Genomic DNA, 23531 nt, shown 5'->3' on the forward strand with positions numbered 1-23531 from the left:
CGATGACGTTAAAGATGGACTCCAGGGACGACCGAATTGGCTGTTCTGTGAGTTTGGGCGAGATGCTGGGCCTATCAGGCGTGATACCGCCGACGCCCGCGAATCAGCGTAGTGGGAATCGCAAAGAGCGTGATGACGAGGTTTTTGACCTCAGCGGGTTTCGCAATCGACTGGTTTCTGGGCTCGATCGCCGTATGGAGACGTCGCTTTTTGAAACTCCTTGTGTGTTGAAAACCGGTATGTCGGTCGATGATGCCCTAGGTGGCGGCGTTGGGTTGGGCAAGCTCAGCGTGATTGGCGGCGCGCATGAAGATGTCTCGAACGTGCTGGTGTATGCGGCTTTGCGTCTGAGTGAGCAATGCGCCGTGCTCTACATGCCGATGCGGGAGTGTGAAGAGGACGCGATCGCCCGGCTTATTCGCGCCGAGATGGATGACAAGGTGTCAGAGGATCCTGAGGAACGACAGGTCGAGGCGATTCGCGCAACGATGCGCCTCAAGCAGCGCAACCTAGGCATTTTTGTTGAGGACAACATGACCATGGACCTTTTAACGAGCTGGTTGCTCGGCGACCAGACGTGGAATAGAGCAGTGCTAAAGGACGTCGTGGTCGTAATTGACGGACTCGAGATGCTCGACGACAACCGCCCGGTAAATGCAATCCTGCGCGACCTACGCAACATGCTCAGCCCGACGGCGGCGATCTTAGCAGGCTGCTTTGCGGTGGAGGGCAGAGAGGACGACGCAACGTTCGCCGAGACTCATTGCAACGCAGATACCCTCGTCCGCACGAGTGCCGATGGCATGGAGCCTTCCTGTGCGCGAGTCTTTGGCTGAGGCCATAGCCGATAGCGACAGCTCGACCCGTGGCGCGCTTGCGCCACGGGTCGATTTTTTATTGAGAGGTGATTGGAGCGATCGAGATGACGGTTGCAGTCTTCCCGACTGAGTCGGTCTTCGCTCAGCTCTGTTTTGCTCTATCTATCATGTACGAGAACCTTTCGAGCATCGCATGCTCATTACGCTCCGCAGGAGCAAGAGTATGCCGTTTCAGCCCAATGAGGAATTCATCGTAATGTTCATCTACGCCGTAGCGTTCATCTCCGGTAAATAGGCTTTTATTAGTTTTAAAAAACGCATATAGCTCACTATAGTGTTTAACACTGAATCTTGCTGCTTTTGCCTCGGCCTCGTCGACATTATTGAAATCCGGCGCAAATAAATAGCACTTAACTGTTCTGTCTTTGCATTCCTTTTCCGCCGCTTCGCGATATCGTGAAAGCTGCGTTTCCTTGCAATCGGGTTTAATGCCATTAATCGCCGAATGGATTTTGTTTTCGATTACAACGATGTGCCGATCATTTTCAATCCATAAATCCACGTGGTCTTTTGATTCGCGAATGATCGTGGGGTGCGGGCCGAAGTCGTTAATATCGAGAACCTCTTTGGTAAACGCTTCAAATCCTTTTTTGCTACAACTTAGGTAATGTGCCAGCAAATTGGAGAACACGAGCTCATCGTCTTCTTTTCTGATAATTTCAAGGAACGAGGGCTGCGTTTTATCGCAACTCGCCGACTTAACGGTTTTTATCCCGATTTGTTCCTCCCATTTTTCCTCATCCGCCATCAGTTCTTTTAACCGTGCATAAGCTTCTGGATGATTGACGCTGGAGATATATGTTCGTTGATGTCCCCACTGCTCCTTATCGTTGCAAATTAGTTCAATTGGATGATGACGCTCGTCTTCGTTTTTTGCTTTGCCCATGGAAATAAAGATCTGATGCTTGGGACTGGGGACCTTAAACGATCCTGCATGGTAGCTGAGAGTTCTAAACGCTTCTTCTTTTTCTCCTTTGTAAACGTTTTCGGCAAATATCTTATCCACCGAAACGCCATTATAGGAAACACTGCCGTATGGCATTGGAAGATCTTCCTCCTTGTTCCTCGGGGAACAAATGTTTTCAAGGTCGCATGCTAGACCAACGACTTCACCCAGCGTGTTTCCATATGATCGGATTAGAAGCACCGCTTCAACATTGGGGTGGTTATTAACGATTCCGTCAGGAGCTATATATAGATATCTTTCACCATTATCAGTGTCAAAAAAATCAATGACTTCATGGCCTATGTTCTCACCATCGAAAAGATACCCACCACAAAAAACCTTGGCGATTAAAACTTCTTTTTGCTCGTTGTTGTTCATTATCGACCTCCAGTTAATACTCGATTCAATCATTTCGTTGTAGATGCGGGGGGCTTACAGATTTCGAGAAGGAATTCTTCGTCGTTTCGCATAGCCAACAGTTTCGAGCGATTGTTGTATAGGAATCGACGCAGGTGGCCTTCTTTTCGGTGCCCATTCTGCTCCCGTCTTTAGCGGCCTCTATAACAAAAATAGTAGAACGCGGACCTTGTGAATTTGTTGAGCAACAAAGATGTACGGACGATCTGGACGGGTGAACGGGAAAATATTCAAATACCGGCGTCTGGGTCTCTCTTCAAAAAGTCTGCGCCTCCACTGTATCTGGCTCTCGTCGTCGGATGGGTCCGTCGCACCTGTTATTTATTTCGTCTGAGTATCGGTGTGGAACCCCGTGTTCGTCAACGAGCGCGATGCCGATATATGTCCAGCCAAATAGGCTCCGTCTCCTTGTGACTGGAGCACTCTTCTAATAGGTCTTCTATCCGGTCCAGATCAATTACTTGCAAGGTTGCGCATGCTTCCGGCAAGGGCCGCGCTACCTTCCTCGCCCTGAACACGGGCGACAGCATCAAGTTCGTATACGCCCATCCGGCAAAGCAGCTGCCGTAGGGGATAGAGCCACATCTGATCTGCCCATTGCCATCGGGATACAGGCAGTCCAATTTCGAGTTTGCTACCAGGCAATAACAAGGTCCCGGCGCCCATGGGCGGCAGTCGATCTCAAGAATTTCGCCCTTTCTGTACGGCGTGGGCAGGTCGACATATGCCCCCTTGAACCACGGGCCAAAGATTCCACCCACAATGCAGTCGAGCACCTCGCTGCATTCGCCCTCTTCTTCCCTGCAGATGTATTGAATTTCGCCGGAGGCGTTTGCGTAGTAAGTGTAGTCTGGCTGTAGAAAGCCGTCGTATGGATATGAACAGCTCGGGTCGTTGGCAAGGTTGAACAGCTCGATCATCCAGTATGAGGACGATAGATCTGTCATTCCGCTCCACTTGTCCGCGTATGTCTTCATTGCCGCGAGAGCAGCCGGCCATGATGCCACGGGGAAGGGGCCATGCGTGATGGCGGATCCCACTTTGCTATTGACGAAGCTAATTTCGCTGATAAGCAGCATTTTCTTGTTTCCGTCGACGGCCTTGAGCGCACCCAGGCAGTCATCGATGTAGTCGATACATCTCTCCGGACCGTACCAATCAAAAGTCTTGTCTGACGAGCCGCGCTCGGCAGCAACCAGCCTGCTGAGCATCTCCCGTTTGCGGTTGATTTCTATCGACGCGCCACCGATGATTTGCATGTAATGATCACCACTCAGGAGCTGCGGATTATGCAGCAAATGCTCTCGCAGCTCCGGAGATTCGATCAGGTTGATTATTTCTTCGTGCACGATAGTCTCCGAGTTGTTGGTGCGACTTCTTGTGGATTCGGACATGGTGGCCTTTATTCAAATAGCTGCGGATACTTTTCCTTGAGCGGCGCCTGATCAAGACGCAGCTCTTCTAGGTTGCGCTTTGCCTTGGACTCCATCCTTATGGTGTCGATAAACGCTGCAAGTGAGTCGACATACAGGTCGCCGCGCAGGTATGCCTGGGCTGCGATTAAAATTCGCCGCTCGCCTTCGAGTGGTTTGCGATAGTACTCAAGATTCAGGTAAAGCGGGTCTGGCTCGCCGATGTAGAGGGGAAACGTCTCGTTGTAACTAATCGAACAGCCGGTCGCGCGCATGTTGCTGATATCTCCCGCATTGCGATAATGCTCGAGGCGCTGCTGCGCATGATCAAGCCATTTGTCAGAACGGTCTGCCTGCCGAAGCTCTGCCTCAAGCTTTGTCCGGTCCCACGTGGGCAAATCGAGCAACGTGAACGGCTCACGGGCACTGCCTTGCGGCGTCCAGACGATATCGCCGGTGTGGAACGGCGTGGGGATATCGACCCAGATGAACTCGAATGCGATCTCCCAATCGTTCTCAACGGGGCCGGCGGAAGGACAATAGACGGAAAGGGCCTCGCCTTTACCGTTCACCATGAGCCAATCTTCCCGGTGATGTTCTTCGTCGGCATCGAGCGGGCACCGGGTGATGCGTATGCGTGCCTCTGGACGGCTCGCCAGTTCATCATCACCGCGCAACGCCTCGGCACATTTCTCATAACAGCTGAATGGCGCGCCGAAGGCCCCACAAAGTTGCCCGTCGGGCACAATCTCCTCTTCATACTGATAAACGTAGCCCGTCCCACTCGCAAACGCATCGACGCACCGCTTGTTGTAATCGATTGTCCAGCGCAAAAAAGCATGGAAATCGGGGATGGCCGGCCTTCCAAGACCGGCATGGGTCGCCTCCAGCGAACAATTGGGCATGGCTCGGGCGATCTCCTGCCAAGCTTCGCATTTCTGATCGAGCGTGGCGGTCTTCGAAAACCAAACAAGATAGGCGGCCTCGATGGTGCTGGGCTGGAAGTCGATACCGCGCTGGTGCTCCCGAATGTCCCGGGAGTCCACAAAATCCAAGATGTCCATGGTTAGCTCCTCTTTGTTTCGAATCGCTCCGGCGGGGCTATCGTGTCATCGAACAGCTCCGGATAGCGGGTCTTGAGCCCGCCGTCTTCCCCTTCAAACCGCTCGGCTTTTTTCTTGGCCAGCGCCTGCAGCTCGCAAAGACTTGATAGCGCAATAAGTGAGTCAAGACCCAGATTGCCGTCGAGATATGCCCGCACGCCGTACAGAATTCTCGCCTCCGGCTTGAGCGGGGTACGGCAGTACTCCATATCGAGAAGAAAACAACTCGGCTCTCCGATATAGACGGGGTACTCCAGGGGATATTCAATCTGACAGCCGTAGGCGTACATGTCACTCGTATCGCCATTTTGCCGATGGTGCCTGAGCAGGTCGTCGGCCTTTTTTTGCGGCGCATTCCCTGTAGGTGGAAGGCGGAAGCTCATCCATGACCCGCTTCGTGGTCCATGTCTGCATATTGAGAAGCAGCATGGGGTCGCCAGGGTCGCCGTGACGACAAATGATGTCGCCGGCATGGAATGGCGTCGGGATGTCAAACCACATCAGCTCAAAGGCAAAAGTGGGGTCTTCGCCCTCGCGTTCCTTGTCGATGCAGCGCAGCTGGCAGTCCATGATTTCGCCTTTTGCGTTGAGCATGAGCCTGTCGGCGGCATAGTGGCCATCGTCCGGATCGATCGGGCGGCGTGTTACTTCAACCGAGGTAGGATTCTCCTCCTCAAGCACATTCCAGATTGCTTCGAAACATTTTTCGTAGCTGGTGTAGGGGCCATAATTGCACTCGCTCTCAGGGGGACTTCCCGTCTTGTCCTCAAAGAAATACATGTGCTTGCCAGGCTGTTTGAACCGGGCGATTTTCTTGCGCTCCCATCTGATGACGTCGCGAAGAAAGACATGGAAGTTGGGGATATTGAACGTGCCGTATCGCCTGCTCATCGCACAATTGGGCATGTTTTCGAGAATCTTTTGCCAGGCCTCAATCTTCTGTTGCAGCGTCTTCTCGTTCGAATGGTCGACGATGAACGCTGCCTCGGGCGTGGTGGGCTCGTAGCCGATGCCTTCCAAATGCTCTCTGATATCGGGCGAGTCGAGAAACTCGAGAATGTCCGAACGTATGGCGTTGACGCCGGCGCCGGCCGATGTGCGATATGGCTGCAAGCAGTCGTGTACGACCGATCCATCCGACCAATGTTTGCCACAGCCGGGGTCATCGTGCAGCTTTTTCGAGAGTTCGAGCATAAAGGAGCAATCATCGGGCAAGTCGCCGATATAGCGTTCGGCGGTGTAGAGCGCAGAGGGTGTGAAGTCGTCGAGGAAGCCGTCCGTGAAATCCCTCAAGCGGAGATTGCCTTCCTCAACGCCGTAGATTTTGCTCGGATAGGCGCACCAAACCTGGCCTTTGAACGAACTATCGTAGTCGTCTTCGAGCACGATGGCGAAACGAGGGCCGTGGTCGAAGGGCCGACCGTCGATCTTGATGATGTCGCCGGGGACCCAGGGAGTGTAAAAGACCTCACCATTGGCGCAGAAGTGCTTGCTATTGTTCCACGGCAAGTGATTGATGCTTTGATGCGGAGTCCGCTGATTCCGGCGGTCGCTCAAAAAGACCAAATCGCCAGCCATGGTTGCGGCGAATATCAGCGAGGCTTGAGCGCGTGGGCAGTCGTGTAAGTCTTCGGCGGTATAGAGCTTAATCTGCCAGAATGATTCGGACCAATCTTCATCGGGGTCGTCATCGACGTATTGCTTCATAAGGGTTTGAGCGGCATCCCAAGAGGCAACGGGGAAGGGGCCATCAAAGGTGTCGTGCCCGCGCTCGTCTTCACTGTAAAACACGCCGGAGACCAGCAAGATACCGCGGTCACGGTCAACGTTGTAAAGCATATCGAGTGCAGTGTCGAGTTGTTCGAGGCCGGAGTCGATCGTCTCGGCGTAATCCGATGAGACCTCTTTGCGAAGCTGCTCGAGCATGGTCCGTTTTTCGTCGAGCGTCTTGAGGGAGCCGCCGATGGTTTTACAGAGGGAGCCATCTGCCATTCCCATGTGTTTGAACATATGAGCACGCAGCTCATCGTCCTTGATGCAACTGCAAACGAGCTCCCTGCCGGCATCGGTGATCACGGTATCTGCTTGGCTGTCCATAGCAACCTCCAATTCGGTCGTTGCCGTTAGCATCCATCAGAGGCTGTGCTTTGTGATCCCATTAACGGGTCCCATCTGAATCTCGCGTCAAACATACTTTTGGAAACGCACTGGTACATGAGTGTGCGCGTACTGAAAGGACAATCGGTAGTGGCGTTTCAAAAACTAAGCGTAACTGGTGCAACCTCCCTCTAAGAAGGGATCGGCCGTCGCATCGAACAGCTCCGGGTAGCGGTCCTTGAGCCAACCGTCTGCATCCTCGAAGCCACGCGCCTTTTTCTCCGCCAGCGCCTGTAGCTCGCATGCGCTGGCCATTGCGGCGAGCGAATCAACCGCCAGGTCGCCTTTGACATATGCCCTGACGCCGTAAAGGATTCGCTCCTCTGACTTGAGCGGCTTGCGGTAATAGTCGATGTCCAAAAGAAAGCCCTCAGGCTCCCCAATGTAGAAGGGGAAATGCAAGGCGGATGAGACTTGGCAGCCGTAGGCGTACATGTCGCTGGTGTCGCCGTCATATCGGTGCCAGCGCAATAGCTTGTCGGCCTTTTGAACGAGGCGCTCTTTGTAGACGGAGGAGGCCAGCTCTTTGTCGACTCGTTCGGATCCCCAAGTTTGCAGGTCAAACAGCACCATCGGCTTGTCGGGGCGTTGGAGGTTGCAGACGATGTCTCCGGCATGGAAAGGCGTCGGGATATCAAACCACATGTCCTCGAAATCGCTGGCGGTGCCCGCCTCGTCCCACTCGCTTTTGTTGCGGTAATCGCAAGACATTACTTCGCCGTTCGCATTGAGTAAGACCATGTCGTCGGCATAGTGGTCTTCTTCTGGGTCGATGGGACGACGGGTGATCCTGATGGCTTTGGGATCGTCACCGTCGAGCTCTTTCCAGATGGCATCGAAGCACTTTTGATAACTGCTGTACGGGCCGTAAAGATAGCCGACCTGCCCGCGCCAGTCCCACGAGTAGTCCTCAAAGAAGTACAGGCTTTGACCGTCCGTCCTTTTAAGGTGCGCGAGTTTTCGTTTCTCCTGTTTGATGACATTGCGCAGAAAGGCATGGAAGTCCGGGATGACGACCGTGTCGTTTCTGCGGTTCATAGTGCAATTGGGCATATTGTCGATGATCTTTTGCCAGCCTTCGAGCTTTTGTTGCAGCGTTGCTTTATGCGAGCAATTGACAATGAAAGCCGCTACGGGCGTGGTGAGCTCGTAGTTGATTCGTTGAAGATGCTCCTTAATACTTTGCGAGTCTAAAAACTCGAAGATGTCCGGACGAATATCCAGCTCGCTTTGGTTGGCGGGCTTGCGATACGGCTGAAGGCAGTCATGTCCGACCGAGCCTTCGGACCATTGCTTGCCGTAGTCGGGGTTGTCGTGCAGCATTTGCGAAAGCTCGAGCATAAAAGCGCAGTCGTCCGGCAGCTCACCGGTGTAGCACTCGGCGGTGTAGAGGGCGGAGGGGATGAAGGGGTCCAGGAGACTGTCGCTGTAGGTGCCGGATGAAAGTGAACCCTCCTTAACGCCGTGATCTTTACTAGGCCCTGCGCACCAGATCTGTCCCCGGAGCGTGTGCTCGTAGTCGTTTTCGAGCACAATGGCAAAGCGAGGCCCGTGATCAAAGGGGCGACCGTCGATTTTGAGGATGTCGCCTGGGACCCACGGCGTATAGATGGGTTCGTTGCTGTTGCAGAACCGTCTGCTATCGTTTCGCCAGGCGCTTTCGACATACGATTTGCGAGTGCGGTTATTGCGCTGATCGCGGAGAAATATAAGCTCGCCATCCTTGGTTGCCGCAAACGCCAGGGAGGACTGCGCCGTTTGATGTTCGTGAAGGTCTTCTGGGGTGTATAGGTCGATCTTCCAGTACGATTCGGACCAGTCGTCTTCAGGATACTCTTCGATGTAGCGCTTCATGAGTGCCTGCGCGGCCTCCCACGATGCGGTGGGGAAGGGACCGTCGAGGGCGTCGGCGTCACGCTCCTCCTCGTTGTAGAACATGACGTATAGCAGGAGGATTCCACGGTCGCGCTCGACGTTGTTGAGCATGTCGAGCGCGCTGTTGAGCTGGGCGAGATGCGAGTCGATATCTTCGACCAGCTCCGGCGAAACCTCCTTGCGGAGTTGCTCGAGCATGGTGCGCTTTTCATCAAGCGTCTTAAGAGAGCCAGCGATGATTGGTGCCGGCCAGTATAAGTATTTGCGCATGTGGTCTCGCAGCTCTTGGCTTCTGATGCAACTGAGGACGAGGTCTTTGCCGGCATCGGTGATGCCATCGCTTGCCTGATTGTTCATGTCGGCCTCCTTATCGATCATTGCCGGCATGATGCAACAGGTGTGGAGGCCGTCGGTCCCATTAACGGGACCAGGAGAGAATGGATGTGACAAAGGGACTGCCCCTTCGTCACATCCAAATATTGCCTTTACGTGTTGATGCACACGGTGTGCAATAATACTCGCACTGTGCAATAGCGCACAGGCTGAGTAACAAGGAGGACGCTTGTCCCAGCTCGAGAAATGCGATCGCCGGTCCCTTCGCTCGCAGCGTGCCCTTCGCCAGGCACTTGCCAGCGAACTAGCCGAAAGCGGCGACCTTTCGCGCATTAACGTCGCTTCGCTCACCGAGCGCGCCGGCCTTACGCGCCGTACGTTCTATTCGCATTACCGCGATATCCCCGACTTTATCAATCAAATCGAGGACGGCTTGCTGGCCGAGATCCGTGAGCGTATTGAGCTCATCACCGCAGCTCGGCTGCCCGATCTCTATCACAACATCGATGAGCTCGAGCCGGCGCCCGGTTCGGTTGAGCTACTGCGTTATCTTGCGGCCAACCGCGACTTGATCGGTGCGCTGCTGGGTCCGGGCGGCGACCAGGCCTTCATTAAAAGGATTATCGACACCGCGCGTGAGGCTGTGGTGCCGCGTGCACAGACGGGCATTTTGGGCCTGGCGCTGGGCACGTTCTTTGACTACTACGTCACCTACGTCGTGAGTGCCGAGGTCGGCATGATTCAGCGCTGGTTTGAGCGTGGGCTCACCGAATCGCCCGAGGCCATGGCGCGCATGATGACGGTGCTCGCTTTTGTGCGTCCTGGTGACCTGTATGGCCAACCCATCGATATCAACGTGCCGGAGTACGGCATGAAGCTATTGAACTTGCAGCTCGAGGACGCGGCCGACACCGCCGTAACCGTCGAGTCCAACAACTAAGAGGAGAGACAATGAGCAAACTCGTCGAGGGCATCAAGGACCGCATGGTCGCCGCCGCACGCGAGGCTGCGCCCACCGTGGTGGACGCCGCGCAGAAGGCCGCGACCACGGCTGCCGAGAAAGTTGCCGAGGCAGTTGCCGATGCCAAGAACTCGGTAGGGGAGACGTCCGTCGCTAGCGAGCCCGCTACCGTCGCCGACCCCGCAGCCGCCGCCCACGCCCCCGAAGGCGCGATCTTCAACCCCGACAACGCCCACGGCAACCTGCACCTGGGCATCGACGTTGGCTCCACCACCGTTAAGCTCGCCGTGCTCAACGATGACAACCAGATCGTCTACGCCAAGTACCAGCGCCATCACACCGACGTCCGCGCCTGCGCCCGCGACCTGTTCGAGGGCGCTGCGGCCGTGCTGCCGACGGCCCAAATGACCTGCGCCATTACCGGCTCGGGCGGCCTGCTGCTGTCCCAGTGGCTCGACCTGGAGTTTGTCCAGGAGGTCATCGCCAGCAAGCGTGCCGTCGAGACCCTCATCCCGGCCACCGATGTCGCCATCGAGCTGGGCGGCGAGGACGCCAAGATCATCTACTTCGATAACGGCATTGAGCAGCGCATGAACGGCACCTGTGCCGGCGGTACGGGTGCGTTCATCGACCAGATGGCAACCCTGCTGCACACCGACGCCAGCGGCCTTAACGAACTCGCGGCCAACGCCACCACCATCTATCCCATCGCCAGCCGCTGCGGCGTTTTTGCCAAGACCGACGTGCAGCCGCTGCTCAACGAGGGCGCCCGCCCCGAGGACGTGGCCGCCTCCATCTTCCAGGCCGTCGTGACCCAGACCATCTCGGGCCTGGCGTGCGGCCGTCCCATCCGCGGTAACGTCGCCTTCCTGGGCGGCCCGCTGCAGTATCTCTCCGAGCTGCGCCATCGCTTCTACCTCACGCTCAACCTGGACGAGGAGCACCGCATCGTGCCCCAAAATGCCCACCTGTTTGTGGCGAGCGGTGCCGCCATGGCGCACGAGTCCAATAAGCTCAGCACGTTCCCGCAGCTCATCGAGGCCATCGATGCCCTGGGTGACACACAGGGCGCCGAGGTCGAGCGTCTGGATCCGCTCTTTGCCACCGACGAGGACTTTGCCGAGTTCAAGACCCGCCACGACACCGAGGTCGTCCCCAAGGGCAAGCTCGAAGGCTACACCGGTCGCGTGTTCATCGGTATCGACGCCGGTTCCACCACCATGAAGGCCGCGCTCGTGGGCGAGGACGGTCAGTTGCTGCATACCTGGTACGGCAACAACAACGGTGACATCCTGGGTACGGCCAAGGTCATCATGGCCGATTTCTACAACCACATCCCCGCCGGCTGCACCATCGGCCACGTGACCACCACGGGTTACGGCGAGGCGCTGCTCATCGAGGCCCTCAAGGCCGACTCCGGCGAGATCGAGACCGTCGCGCACCTGCGCGGAGCCAAGGCATTCCTGCCCGGCGTCGAGTTTATCCTGGACATTGGCGGTCAGGACATGAAGTGCCTGCGCGTCAAGGACGGCGTCATCGAGCACATCATGCTCAACGAGGCCTGCTCGTCGGGCTGCGGTAGCTTTATCGAGAGCTTCGCCGTCTCTATGAACATGGACGTGCGCGCGTTCGCCGACGCCGCCATCCATGCCAAGGCTCCGGTGGACCTGGGCAGTCGCTGCACGGTCTTTATGAATTCGCGTGTTAAGCAGGCGCAAAAGGAAGGCGCCACGGTGGGCGACATCGCGGCCGGTCTGTCCTATTCCGTCATTAAGAATGCCCTGTTCAAGGTCATTAAGCTGCGCGATCCCAAGGAGATCGGAAGCCAGGTGATCGTCCAGGGCGGCACCTTTATGTCCGATGCCACGCTGCGCGCGTTTGAGCAGCTCACCGGCGTTCACGCCGTGCGTCCCGACATCGCCGGCTGCATGGGCGCCTATGGTGCAGCCTTGCTCGCCCGCGATCGCGCTGGCGCCGACGGCACCTCGACCATCCTTTCGGCCGAGGACATCGCGCACCTCACTGTGACGCAAAAGCACGTCCGCTGCGGCCGTTGCTCCAACAACTGCCAGCTCACCGTCAACGACTTTGGCGGCGGTAGGCGCTTCATTACCGGCAACCGCTGCGAGAAGGGCGCCGGCCACAAAAAGCAAAAGACCGAGGCCCCTAACCTCTTCAAAAAGAAAAACGAGTTGCTCTTTAATCGCGAGGTGCTGAGCCCCGACGAGGCCCCGCGCGGCACCGTGGGTATCCCGCGCGCACTCAACATGTACGAGAACTACCCCTTCTGGCACGCGTTCTTTACGCGCTTGGGCTTTAGCGTGCAGCTGTCCGACCAGTCGAGCAAGAAGACCTACCAGGCGGGCATCGAGTCCATGCCGTCCGAGAGCGTGTGCTATCCGGCCAAGATGAGCCACGGCCACGTGATGAACCTTATCGACCGCGATGTCGACTTTATCTGGATGCCGTGCGTGCGCTGGGAGCGCAAGGAGGATCCGACGGCTGGCAATTGCTATAACTGCCCCATCGTCATGAGCTACCCCACGGCGCTGGCGCTCAACATCGACGAGATCCGTGAGCAGAACATCGAGTTCCTGTACCCGTTTGTGCCCTATCACGACAAGACCGAGCTCAAGCGCCGCTTGTACCAGGTGCTTGCCGTCGACCGCGTGGCCGATGCTGAGGCCGGTCGCGGTCGCGTGCGCGGTCCCAAGATCACGCGCTCCGAGGTCGATGCCGCCGTCAACGCTGCCTTTGAGGCCGATGCACGCTTCCACGAGGACATCCAGACCATGGGCGAGGAGACCCTTAAGTGGGTCGAGGACCACGGCGGTCACGGCATCGTGCTCGCCGGCCGCCCCTACCACAACGACCCCGAGATCAACCACGCCCTGCCCGAGCTTATCTCGAGCTTTGGCTTTGCGGTCTTTACCGAGGATTCGCTTGCGCACCTGGTGAAGCCCGAGCGCCCCATCCGCGTCGTCGACCAGTGGATGTACCACAGCCGCCTGTACGCCGTCGCCCGTTTTGTGACGATGCGCAACGACCTGGACCTGATCCAGCTCAACTCTTTCGGCTGCGGCCTGGACGCTCTGACTACCGATCAGGTGCAGGAGATTCTGGAGGCCAGCGGCAAGATCTATACCGTGCTCAAGATCGACGAGGTGTCCAATCTGGGCGCCGCGCGCATCCGCATCCGCTCGCTCATGGCCGCGCTTAAGGACCAGGAGGCCGAGCGTTTGGCCGAGGCCGCGGCCGCGGGCGAGACCTACGAGCAGGGCGATGCCGCGCCGGTGGCTCCCTCCACGGATGCCCCCGCATTCGCGAGCCGCAAGTACACGTTCGAGGCTCAGCGCGAGAGCGCATCGACCGCGTGGCCCAAGGTGCCCTTTACCGAGCAGATGCGCGAGGAGGGCTACACCATCCTGTGCCCGCAGATGGCGCCGATCCACTTTGACCTGGTCAAAGAGGTGTTCCGCGGTGCCGGCTACAACTTGGAGCTGCTGCCCTCGACCGATCACGACGCCGTCGAGGCCGGCCTGCGCTATGTGAACAATGACATTTGCTATCCGTCCATTTTGGTGACCGGCCAGATTATGGAGGCCATCGAGAGCGGCCGGTACGACCTGTCCAAGACGGCCGTGGTTATCAGCCAGACCGGCGGCGGCTGCCGTGCCACCAACTACATCGCACTCATCCGCAAGGCCCTGCGCGAGAGCGGCCACCCCGAGATTCCGGTGATCTCGCTTTCGGCGGTGGCGCTCGGTGAGGACAACCCCGGCTTTAAGATTACGCCGGCGCTGCTTAAGCAGGCAGTCTACGCGGTGCTCTTTGGCGACGTGATGATGCAGATGCTTTATCGCTGTCGTCCATACGAGGCTACGCCCGGTGCCGCCAACGCACTCTACGAGGAGTACATGGCGCGCGCCCGCAAGCTGGCGCCCAAGTTCAACCGCCACAACTACACCAAGCTGTGCCGCGAGGCCATCCGCGCGTTCGACACCATGCCGCTCGTGGGCGAGGGCACCAAGCCGCGCGTGGGCGTGGTCGGCGAGATCTTGGTCAAGTTCCACCCCACAGCCAACAACCACGTGGTCGACGTTATCGAGCGCGAGGGCTGCGAGGCCGTGGTGCCGGGCCTGCTCGACTTCTTCCTGTACTCCATGAGCAACGCCGAGCTGCAGAAGGATGAGCTCGGAAGCTCTGCAACCACGCGCGCTGGTATGCAGGCGCTCATCAAGCTCGTGGACTGGATGCGTACGCCGGTGGAGGAGCTGCTCCAAAAGTCCCGCCGCTTTGAGGCGCCCGAGTGCATCGGCACCATGGCGGACAAGGCCCGTACGGTGCTTTCGGTTTGCAACAACATGGGCGAAGGCTGGCTGCTCACGGCCGAGATGCTCGACCTGATTGACCATGGCGCGCCCAACATCATCTGCACGCAGCCCTTTGCGTGCCTGCCTAACCACGTGGTGGGCAAGGCCGTAATCAAGGAGCTGCGCCGTCAGCACCCCGAGAGCAACATTGTCGCAGTGGACTACGACCCCGGCGCGTCCGAGGTCAACCAGCTCAACCGCATTAAGCTCATGATCAGCGTGGCCAAGGAAAACATGCGCGCCGGTAAGGGCTTTAAGCTCGAGAAGGTGGCGCCGCTCGCGATGGACGAGGTCACCGGCCAGATGCGTGACCATGGTGGCTGCGTGAGCTGTGGCTCGGCCAGCGAGGAGGCCGTTGCATCGGTCGCCAAGCGTCTGGGACGCGGCATTAAGAAGTAGTTGGCCTGCTATGCGCTAGATATGAGGCAAACGGGTGGCAGCCGTACCGGCTACCACCCGTTTTTGCTGGACATATGTTGCGTAAATCGTTTTGTTGCAGCCTTCTGTGCACTCGAATTTCGGAAGTGCGGGGAAAAACGCGAACCTCCTGAGCACACCGCCTTTTTAGACTCTCGCGACCTGCGGTTTTGTTGTAAAAAAAGCCGGTCTGGTCGGCGAAACCCGATTTTTCCCCGCACTTCCGAAAACAGCGGTTCAGCAGCGCCAAAAAATGCCCTCAAAATCGAGAGATAATGAACATATGTAGCCGTTCGCCGCAAATTACCGTCCGTTTATGGAACCCACCCTCAGCGCGCGTCATCCTTACGGTTGAATAAATACACATCCATGGAATTACGTAAGAGAGGACTGTTCCTATGAGCTACAAGACCGTTTGTGTTGCCGGTGGCGGCGTGTTGGGAAGCCAGATTGCCTTTCAGGCTGCCTACTGCGGCTTCGATGTGACGATCTGGCTGCGCAGCGAGGGCAGCATCGGCCGCACTCAGCCCAAGATCGATCATGTGCGCGAGGAGTACATCGCGGCTATCGAGGGCATGGCGGACGGCACGGGCGAGTGGTGTGCCGGTATCGCCGATAGCGACCAGCCCTTCGACAAGGAGGCGGCGCTCGCCGCCGTCGAGCGTGCCTACTCCACACTCAAGCTAGAGCTCGATCTTGCCAAGGCAGTGGCCGACGCCGATCTGGTTATCGAGTCGATGGCCGAGGACACCCAGGCAAAGATCGACTTCTACAAGAAGCTCGCCCCGGTTCTCCCGCAAAAGACTGTTGTCGTGACGAACTCCTCCACGCTGCTGCCGAGCACCTTTGCCAAGTACACCGGCCGCCCCGAGAAGTACCTGTCGCTGCACTTTGCCAACTCCATCTGGAAGAACAACATGACCGAGGTCATGGCTCAGGACCAGACCGACAAGCGCTATTTCGATGAGCTCGTCGACTTCGCCAACGACATTCGCATGTTGGCACTTCCTGTCAACAAGGAAAAGAACGGCTATCTGCTCAATTCCATGCTGGTGCCGTGGCTGCTTTCGGGCCTTGATCTGTACGTTTCGGGCGTCAGCGACCCCAAGAGCATCGACCTCGCATGGACGCGCGGCACTGGCGCGCCCAAGGGCCCGTTCCGCGTGTTCGACACCGTGGGCATCCAGACGGCCTACAACATCGTCATGCAGTATCAGAAGGTGCCGGGCTTGGTGAGCCCGCTGCTCAAAAAGATGATGATGCCCTACAACTTTAAGGCCATGGCATCCGTCCTCAAGCAGATGCTCGACGAAGGCAAGCTGGGCGAAAGCTCGGGCGAGGGTTTCTTCAAGTACTAAAAAGATTCCTCGGCAACATTGAGAAACGTATCTTTTGCATTGTCAGTGCGCCGCATGGCCCGTGTGCCATTTTGGCGCCTGACGCAAATGCAACTGATGCGTGGGGATAGAGGGGGAACGGCAATGGATCGGCAAATCGTGCTTAAGCAGGATATCCTCGACGCGCTCTCCGCCGTCGGTATGTGCGCGGGGCAGACGGTTATGGTCCATTGCTCGCTCAGCGCACTTGGATATGTGTGCGGCGGCGCTCAACCAGTGATCGAGGCGCTGCTCCAGACGGTGGGCGAAACCGGCACCGTCATGATGCCGACGCAATCATGGAAAAACTTGGACCCCGCAAGTGGTGTTCATTGGCAGGAACCCCAAGAGTGGTGGCAACTGATTCGCGATAACTGGCCTGCCTACGACAAACGCATCACGCCCACCAACACGATGGGTGCGGTGGCTGAGATGTTTCGCACATGGCCAGGAACGCTCAGGAGCGATCATCCGGCGCGTTCGGTGGCGGCAAACGGTGCACGTGCCCAGTTCCTGACGGAGAACCATGACTTAAGCAACATCTTTGGCGACGGGTCGCCCATTTCGCGTCTGTACGATCTGGACGGTTACGTTTTGCTCGTAGGCGTGGGCTACGACAAGAACACGTCGCTGCATTTAGCAGATGCCCGTGCGCAATACCCCGGCAAGCATGATTGCGTGGAGCACAGTGCAATTATGGAAAACGGTCAGCGCGTGTGGAAGGAATACCGCACGCTCTTTGTCGATGGCGAGGACTTCGATGAGATCGGTGCTGCCTTTGAGCGGGAATGCAGGGTTCACACCGCGCCGCTTGGCAACGGGACGATTCGCTTTATGCGTCAGCGTGAGCTCGTCGATTTTGCCGTGAGCTGGATTGAACGTCATCGCGGTCGCGCCGAGCCCCATCGCGGCTCCCGCATCACGCCACATCGAACTCCACGCGATCGAGTTCGGGCACGTTGAGGTCGATGAGCTTGCGAGCGACGTGGCGGTCGTGTGCCCCGAGCGCCTCGCTTGTCGTCACATGGGCGACAATCTCGCGCTCGACGATGCCCCTCTCGTCGCCTTCGGTGGCCGAGGTCTCGACGGCGACGGTGTAATCCTTAAAGCCCGGCAGTACCGCGGCAAGCTCGCGCGTGGTTTCGGTGACGCCGTAGCCGTCCTGCACGCCGGCTTGCGCCGAGCCAATAGACCCCGCCGTCATAACGATGCAGGGGATGGCAAAGACTACCGTGCCTACAATGATGCGGCGGCGCACCTTGCGTGACAGCTCGTCGACCTCGGCGTTTTCTTCAGCAGTCACAATACCGTCGCCGTTGAGGTCACGCTTGAGCGGTACACGTAAGAGAAGCAATACGGCTTCGGCCGCCAGCGCGATAAAGACCACGTTGATGCCAAACTCGTAAAGCGCCGAGAGAAACAGCGACCCGCTTGCGATGGCGATGCCATAGCCCGCCGCGCACAGGGGTGGCATAAGCGCGGTCGCCACGGCCACGCCGGCGATGAGCGTGGCGGGCTCCTGGTCGCGCGAGTTGCCCAGCCCGCCTGCAAAGCCGCCCGCGAGCGCGACGGCAAGGTCCCACACAGTGGGCGTCGAGTTGTCGATGATGGCGGCCGTGGTGGTGCCAAGGGGCGAGAGCTTAAAATACAGCGTGGACGTGATCAGACAAAAGGCCATCTGTAGCGCGAGGCCGGCGACGGCCTCGACGGCAATCTCGCGGTCAAGCGTGGCGATGCCATATGCCATGGCAAGGACCGATCCCATGAGTGGGCAGATGAGCATGGCGCCCACGATGGCAATGTCCGAGTCGATATCGAGGCCGATGCTCGCGATGAGCATGGCGATGATGAGGATGCATAAGTGCGAGCCGGTCAGCCGCGCCCCGTTTACAAAGCGCTTGCGAATCACGTGATAGGGTGCGCGACCCTCGCGAATGTTGAATGCGCGCTTTAGGAAGCGGCCGGTGTTCTCCAGGGCCTCACTATGGGCAGGTCGAATACCGTGGCGCCGGTGATGGCGTTTGCGTAGTCGCTTGATCTGTTGTTTGTCGAGTTCCATGTCCACCTCGTATTGCCGCAGGAACGCGGGTGCGCTCGCAGCATGTACTCTACACCGTGGCGGGCGGGGCGGTCATCTTGACGTGAAACTTAGACGAGCAGGTAAGGGGGACGTCAAATGCGGTTGCGGCCGAGTGTTTCGACAGATACAGAGCGCGGGGCCGGATGGTCTCCGGCCCCGCGCTCTGTACGGGTACGTTGTTGTTGGGTTTAGCCCAGCAGACTCAGGCCGACGGAGACAAACGCCAGGATAACGCCAACGACAGACTCGCCTCCCAACAGGCCGCTGGCGACGACCAGGCCCTGCTCCTGGAAGGCAGCATCCTTGGAAGCCTTCTCTTTGCCCGAAAGACCGGCACCGGCGTCGCGGTGGGCTGCCCACTTGTCGTAGGCGAGCTTGACGCAGGAGCCCAAGAAGGCCGTGAGCGACATGTAGAACGGCAGGTACACGCCCAGACCGATCATCATGGCCGGAATGCCGAGCCAATACATGACGATGCCGGCGATAAAACCGCCTGCGAACCACGGCACGCTCGGGATGCCCGAGACCATGGTGGCGACTACGCTTGACTGCGCGGCCACAAAGCTCTTGTCGGGACCAAAGGCGTCCGGACCATAGGCGGTGACGAGCGCGACCATGACGGCGGCAGCGACCAGTGCGCCCACGATGCCGCCGATGGCCTGGCCGATCCACTGTGCGCGCGGGTTGGTGCCCAGCACGGCGCCGGCCTTAAAGTCGTTCATGACGTCGCCCGCAAGGCCGCACGCCACGGCCACGATGCCGGCGATAAAGAACAGCTTGACCTGCGCAAGCTGCGCGAAGGCCGCTACGATGAGCATGACGATGAGGCCAAAGATTTCCATGGGGTCGATACCCGTCTGGCCGCAGCTCTGCGCACTCATGATGGTGGTGACAAAGGTGAACAGCGTGACGATGACGGCTGGGACGGGGCCAAGGTCGAGCGCGATGGCGATGATCACGGCGATGGCGGCGGTGCCCAGGCCGATGATGCCGGCGTCGAGCTTAAGCGAGCCCGAGATGAGCGACTGCTCGTCGGTGTCGGTGGAGCTGTCGGCGACAAGACCGCGGACGATACCGGCGACCTGCGGCAGGATGTCTTTAAGGACGACGGCGACGCCAAAGCCCATCATAAGGCCCATACCTAAGGACTTGACGATACCCTGCGCGGTCACAATATCGAACAGGCCGGCAGCGGTGCCGCCGACGATAATGCCAAAGTTGCCCAGCAGCGCGCCGGCAAACCAGAAGGCGACGGGGGCAAAGCCCACCAAAAAGCCGATGGACAGCAACATGGGCGAGTTGTAGATGGCAAAGGTCACGCCGGGGATATTGAGCGTGCACAGCATGCTGGGCACCACGCCCAGGGCGTCGCGCAGCACGCTATAGATGCCTGCGATGGCCATGGAGCCAAAGAGCTGCTTGCCGGTCTTGCCGCCAGCCTCGGTAGCACGCAGGGTCTGGGCTGCGGCGTTGCCGGTGGGAAACTCCAGCGCGGCGTCCACGATAAAGTGACGGTGGATGAGCGCCGTTGCCAGAAGGCCCAAAATGGTGCCGGCGAGCGCCACGATAAACATGTCGAGCCAGCTGATCTGGTCGGCATAGCCCAGCATCCAGGCGCCCGGGATGGTAAACGCCAGGCCGCCGGCGACCATGGCACCCGCGGACATGATGGTGTGGGTAACGTTGGCCTCGTTGAGGCTGGCATTGCCCATGAGCTTAAGGAAGAACAACGAGATGACGGCAGCGAAAATGATCGGCCAGGGGAGGGCGCCCATCTTGAGGGCCGTGTAGGCCGAGCTTGCCGTGATAATCACGCAGCCAAGGACGCCGATGACGACGCCGCGCAGCGTGAGTTGACCGCGCATAGAGGTGCGGTTCGAGGGATTGCCCATATAGAACTCCTTTGCGTATATCCGCTTCCCCCGCAAGCGCCGCTACGGATACGGCGCGGGAAGTCGGGTTACCAAGGGCCGCCGCGTGAGCTCGCAAACGACCGCGCATCAGTATAGCGGCATCGCCCGTCCCATGCCCTGCCAAAACCAGCTAATTTGGGACGGGGCTTTTTTAGTCATTTTGGGACGGGGCTATTTTAGCTACCCTTTGACAGTCGACGAATTATCTGGGATTGGGGCAAATATCAACCGACATATTGGGGTAGCTAAAATAGCCCCGTCCCAAAATGACTACCTGGGATGGCTGGTTCGGGTAGGGGATATACTGCTGGGCAGACGAAAGGAGCGCCGACGATGCTTAATGGGTGCGCATATATATTGACGGTCGACGTGGGCAACACGTTCATTCGCTTTGGTCTGTTTGCCGAGGATTCGGCCGCGGCGCAGGAATGCCCGCTTGCGACGTGCGAGATCACGACGCCGCCGAGCATTACGGCCGATGAGGCGCGCATGAGGCTCGCGCGGGTCATGGGCGCACTGGCAGCCGATGCGGGCATGCCTGGTGTGCTCGTTCCCGCGGCAGCAGTGCTGAGCTGTGTGGTGCCGGCGCTCGAGCGCCCGTGGAAGGCGGCACTTTCCCGTACCTGCACGGGGCGCGTGCTCACCGTGGGGCCGGGACTTAAGACCGGCATGCCCGTGCACTACGACGACCCGGCCGAGATCGGTCCCGATCGCATCGCCGACGCCGTGGCGGCCCGTGCCGTCTACGGCTCTCCGTGCATCGTGATCGACCTGGGCACTACGACCAATATCGAGGTCATCGATGCACGCGGAACCTTTGTCGGCGGTGTTATCGCGCCGGGGCTGGCGCTCGGCGCTCGCTCGCTCTCGGCCGCTGCGGCGCGCCTGCCGCAAGTCGAGCCCTCGGCACCCACGCATGTGATCGGTCGCAACACGCGCGAGGCCATGCGCTCGGGCGTGGTCTTGGGCGAGGTGGCCCGTATCGACGGCATGCTCGACATGGTGCTTGCCGAGATGCGCTCGACCAAGGCGGCAGGCGAGGGCACCGTGCCCATTGTCATCACCGGCGACGATGCCGAGGCGCTCGCGGCGTTGGTCGGCCACAGCCTGACGGTAGACGACGCGCTGACGCTGCGGGGTCTCGCCGAGCTGTACCGCATCAACCAAAAGCCTCGCCGCGCATAAAGCCAAGGACGTCGGCGCCGGGAGGAAACAGCCCCACCTTTCACCTGCTACAATGGGCCAAACTATTTCGATTTCGGAGGTGTCTGCCATGTCGGACGATCTTCATCAAACCGCGTCGGGCAAGCGCCGCGACGTTATTAGCTGGGACGAGTTCTTTATGAGCGTGGCCATCGCCGCGCAGCGCCGCAGCAAGGATCCCAATACGCAGGTGGGCGCGTGCATCGCCAGCACCAACCACCGCATTCTTTCGGTGGGCTACAACGGTACGCCCTCGGCGCTCAACGACGACTTTTTCCCGTGGGGTACGAGCGATGACCCGCTGCAGGACAAACATAACTACGTAGTTCATGCCGAGGCCAACGCCGTGCTCAACTACCGCGGCTCGCTCAAGGACCTTGAGGGTTCCACGGTCTACGTCACGCTGTTCCCGTGCCACGACTGTGCCAAAATTCTGGCGCAGGTAGGTGTGGGCGAGGTTGTCTATCTGGACAATAAGTACGCCGACACCGACGACGGCCGCATCAGCCGCCGCATTCTCGACTCCTGTGGCATTAGCTTCCGCCAGGTTATCGTCGATGTCCACATTGGTACCGGGGAACAAACGCAGCAGTAGCGGCAGCGTGTACGAGCGCCGGGCGTTGGCAAAAGCGGCTAATTAAGCCCCGTTCCAAATTGACTGTCAAATTAACTGCTCGTGAAAGTCGTGTCCGCGCGCATGGACGGCTCGCGAGCGGGTACATGGCTGTAGTAACATAGCTCTGTCCGCGGGCGCGCCCGCGTTATTGTGAGAAAGGAGCCCCTGTGGCTGTTAACGAAGAGCTGCTTAAGAAGGTTCTTGAAGAGATTCGCCCCAACCTGCAGGCCGACGGCGGCGACATGGAGTATATGGGCGTTGATGACGAGGGCGTCGTCAAGCTGGAGCTTCAGGGCGCCTGCGCCGGTTGCCCCATGAGCGCTCTGACGCTTTCCATGGGCGTCGAGCGTATCCTCAAGGAGCACGTGCCCGGCGTTACGCGTGTCGAGCAGGTCAATGCCTCCGGCGAGGTCGAGGATCTGTACGACGAGTATGCGCCGTTCTGAGAAGCGAAAGCTGCGGGCGATGTGCTCCGCATAGACGTCATGCCCAAATGTGCGGCTGCGAGCGAAAGGCCCGCGGCCGCATTTGTATGTAGGGAACAGGGGGACCGATATGCTCAACGACCTCTACCATATGCTTGATCCTGTCGCCATTTCGGCGGGGCCCATCACCATCTACTGGTACGGCTTGGCCTATGTGGTCGGAGCTCTGCTCACGGCGGTCGTCATGTACCGCACGCAGCGTCGTTGGGGTTTTGACATTACGGTCGACGACCTGATGAGTGTCGTGGTTGGTGTGGTCTTTGGCCTCATCATTGGCGCCCGTCTGTTCTACGTCATCTTTTACGGTGACGGCTACTACTGGGCGCATCCGCTCGAGATCTTTGCCACCAACGAAGGCGGCATGAGTTTCCATGGCGGCCTGGTGGGCGGCATCATCGGCGGCGTGCTCGTGTGCCGCATGTACAAGCTCGACGCCTGGACCATCGCCGACCTTGCCGTTATCGGTGCTCCGCTGGCCCTGTGCCTGGGGCGCTGCGCCAACTTTGTCAACGGCGAGCTGTGGGGCAAGCCGACCGATTTGCCCTGGGGCGTGATCTTTGGCGGCACCGCGGGCGATATGCCGCGCCATCCATCCCAGCTCTACGAGGCATTTCTCGAGGGCATTGTGCTCTTCTGCATTCTGCAGGTGCTCAGCCGCAAAAAACCGCTGCTGCCCCAGGGTACGTTTATGGGTGTGTTTGTGATGGGGTACGGCATTGTCCGCTTTTTCGTTGAGTTCGTGCGCGTGCCCGATGCCCAGCTGGGCTATCTGTTGGGCGGCGTCATCACCATGGGCCAGCTGCTGAGTTTGCCGCTCGTGATTGCCGGCCTGGCGCTCATCATTTTTGCCCTCCGTCGCAACCGTCCCCAGCGCATCTATCTCGACGCCTAACCACCACATACCACCACAAAGGGGACAGGCGCCTTTGTGGCGGTTTTGCCAGGCAACGATGACAGAACCGTAACGTTTCCCCAGATAAAACCTG

17 protein-coding genes are annotated in these 23531 nt (G+C 58.7%); 9 read left to right on the forward strand and 8 right to left on the reverse strand.

Translation table 11 applies throughout. The features are described from left to right. Window positions 1-2 precede the first annotated feature (2 nt). Entirely contained in the window at window positions 3-836 is an 834-nt protein-coding gene (locus ACQQ92_RS00800) for a hypothetical protein (RefSeq protein ID WP_427795545.1), read from the forward strand. A 124-nt stretch (window positions 837-960) separates the two neighbouring features. On the opposite strand, the gene ACQQ92_RS00805 is transcribed toward ACQQ92_RS00800, so the two are convergent. From ACQQ92_RS00805 to ACQQ92_RS00830, 6 genes are all read right to left on the reverse strand, one after another. Next, complete coding sequence (locus ACQQ92_RS00805; RefSeq protein ID WP_427795546.1) at window positions 961-2202, reverse strand: PD-(D/E)XK nuclease family protein; 1242 nt, start codon at window positions 2200-2202, stop codon at window positions 961-963. A 398-nt stretch (window positions 2203-2600) separates the two neighbouring features. Continuing rightward, window positions 2601-3635, reverse strand: a complete 1035-nt coding sequence (locus ACQQ92_RS00810; RefSeq protein ID WP_427795547.1) for a hypothetical protein — start codon at window positions 3633-3635, stop codon at window positions 2601-2603. An 8-nt stretch (window positions 3636-3643) separates the two neighbouring features. Then, the gene (locus tag ACQQ92_RS00815) at window positions 3644-4717 is read right to left on the reverse strand and encodes a hypothetical protein (protein WP_427795548.1); all 1074 of its coding nucleotides are present in this window, start codon (window positions 4715-4717) and stop codon (window positions 3644-3646) included. Window positions 4718-4719: 2 nt separating this feature from the next. Beyond that, window positions 4720-5046 (reverse strand): hypothetical protein, encoded by a 327-nt coding sequence (locus tag ACQQ92_RS00820; protein ID WP_427795549.1) that lies wholly within the window; start codon window positions 5044-5046, stop codon window positions 4720-4722. A gap of 1 nt (window position 5047) precedes the next feature. Then, window positions 5048-6853 (reverse strand): hypothetical protein, encoded by a 1806-nt coding sequence (locus ACQQ92_RS00825; protein ID WP_427795550.1) that lies wholly within the window; start codon window positions 6851-6853, stop codon window positions 5048-5050. Window positions 6854-7018: 165 nt separating this feature from the next. Further along, the gene (locus ACQQ92_RS00830; protein ID WP_427795551.1) at window positions 7019-9145 is read right to left on the reverse strand and encodes a hypothetical protein; all 2127 of its coding nucleotides are present in this window, start codon (window positions 9143-9145) and stop codon (window positions 7019-7021) included. Window positions 9146-9350: 205 nt separating this feature from the next. Between ACQQ92_RS00830 and ACQQ92_RS00835 the strand changes: the two genes are divergently transcribed. From ACQQ92_RS00835 to ACQQ92_RS00850, 4 genes are all read left to right on the forward strand, one after another. Beyond that, the gene (locus tag ACQQ92_RS00835; RefSeq protein WP_154514843.1) at window positions 9351-10061 is read left to right on the forward strand and encodes a TetR/AcrR family transcriptional regulator; all 711 of its coding nucleotides are present in this window, start codon (window positions 9351-9353) and stop codon (window positions 10059-10061) included. A gap of 11 nt (window positions 10062-10072) precedes the next feature. Beyond that, window positions 10073-14854 carry an acyl-CoA dehydratase activase-related protein gene (locus tag ACQQ92_RS00840; RefSeq protein WP_427795552.1) on the forward strand — a complete coding sequence of 1594 codons (4782 nt, stop codon included), beginning with the start codon at window positions 10073-10075 and terminating at the stop codon, window positions 14852-14854. Between the two features lie 416 nt (window positions 14855-15270). Continuing rightward, on the forward strand, window positions 15271-16230 hold the full coding sequence (locus ACQQ92_RS00845; protein ID WP_427747665.1) for a 3-hydroxyacyl-CoA dehydrogenase: 960 nt from the start codon (window positions 15271-15273) through the stop codon (window positions 16228-16230). A gap of 123 nt (window positions 16231-16353) precedes the next feature. Then, the gene (locus ACQQ92_RS00850; RefSeq protein ID WP_427795553.1) at window positions 16354-17211 is read left to right on the forward strand and encodes an aminoglycoside N(3)-acetyltransferase; all 858 of its coding nucleotides are present in this window, start codon (window positions 16354-16356) and stop codon (window positions 17209-17211) included. Here ACQQ92_RS00850 and ACQQ92_RS00855 read toward each other — a convergent pair. Then, entirely contained in the window at window positions 17168-18307 is a 1140-nt protein-coding gene (locus tag ACQQ92_RS00855) for a DUF389 domain-containing protein (protein WP_427747667.1), read from the reverse strand. The genes ACQQ92_RS00850 and ACQQ92_RS00855 overlap by 44 nt on opposite strands. A gap of 209 nt (window positions 18308-18516) precedes the next feature. Further along, on the reverse strand, window positions 18517-20220 hold the full coding sequence (locus ACQQ92_RS00860; RefSeq protein ID WP_427795554.1) for an OPT/YSL family transporter: 1704 nt from the start codon (window positions 20218-20220) through the stop codon (window positions 18517-18519). Between the two features lie 354 nt (window positions 20221-20574). Between ACQQ92_RS00860 and ACQQ92_RS00865 the strand changes: the two genes are divergently transcribed. The 4 genes from ACQQ92_RS00865 (at window position 20575) to lgt (ending at window position 23437) form a co-directional block, all read left to right on the forward strand. Further along, complete coding sequence (locus tag ACQQ92_RS00865; RefSeq protein WP_427795555.1) at window positions 20575-21426, forward strand: type III pantothenate kinase; 852 nt, start codon at window positions 20575-20577, stop codon at window positions 21424-21426. Between the two features lie 88 nt (window positions 21427-21514). Continuing rightward, window positions 21515-22039: a deoxycytidylate deaminase gene (locus ACQQ92_RS00870; RefSeq protein ID WP_154514829.1), complete on the forward strand. Its 525-nt coding sequence runs from the start codon at window positions 21515-21517 to the stop codon at window positions 22037-22039. A gap of 188 nt (window positions 22040-22227) precedes the next feature. Then, window positions 22228-22506: a NifU family protein gene (locus tag ACQQ92_RS00875; RefSeq protein ID WP_427718265.1), complete on the forward strand. Its 279-nt coding sequence runs from the start codon at window positions 22228-22230 to the stop codon at window positions 22504-22506. A 109-nt stretch (window positions 22507-22615) separates the two neighbouring features. Continuing rightward, complete coding sequence (gene lgt, locus ACQQ92_RS00880) at window positions 22616-23437, forward strand: prolipoprotein diacylglyceryl transferase (RefSeq protein ID WP_427747670.1); 822 nt, start codon at window positions 22616-22618, stop codon at window positions 23435-23437. Window positions 23438-23531 lie beyond the last annotated feature (94 nt).

Origin of the sequence: Collinsella sp. SGI.241 (assembly GCF_050312955.1) — a bacterium.
GTDB lineage: Bacteria > Actinomycetota > Coriobacteriia > Coriobacteriales > Coriobacteriaceae > Collinsella.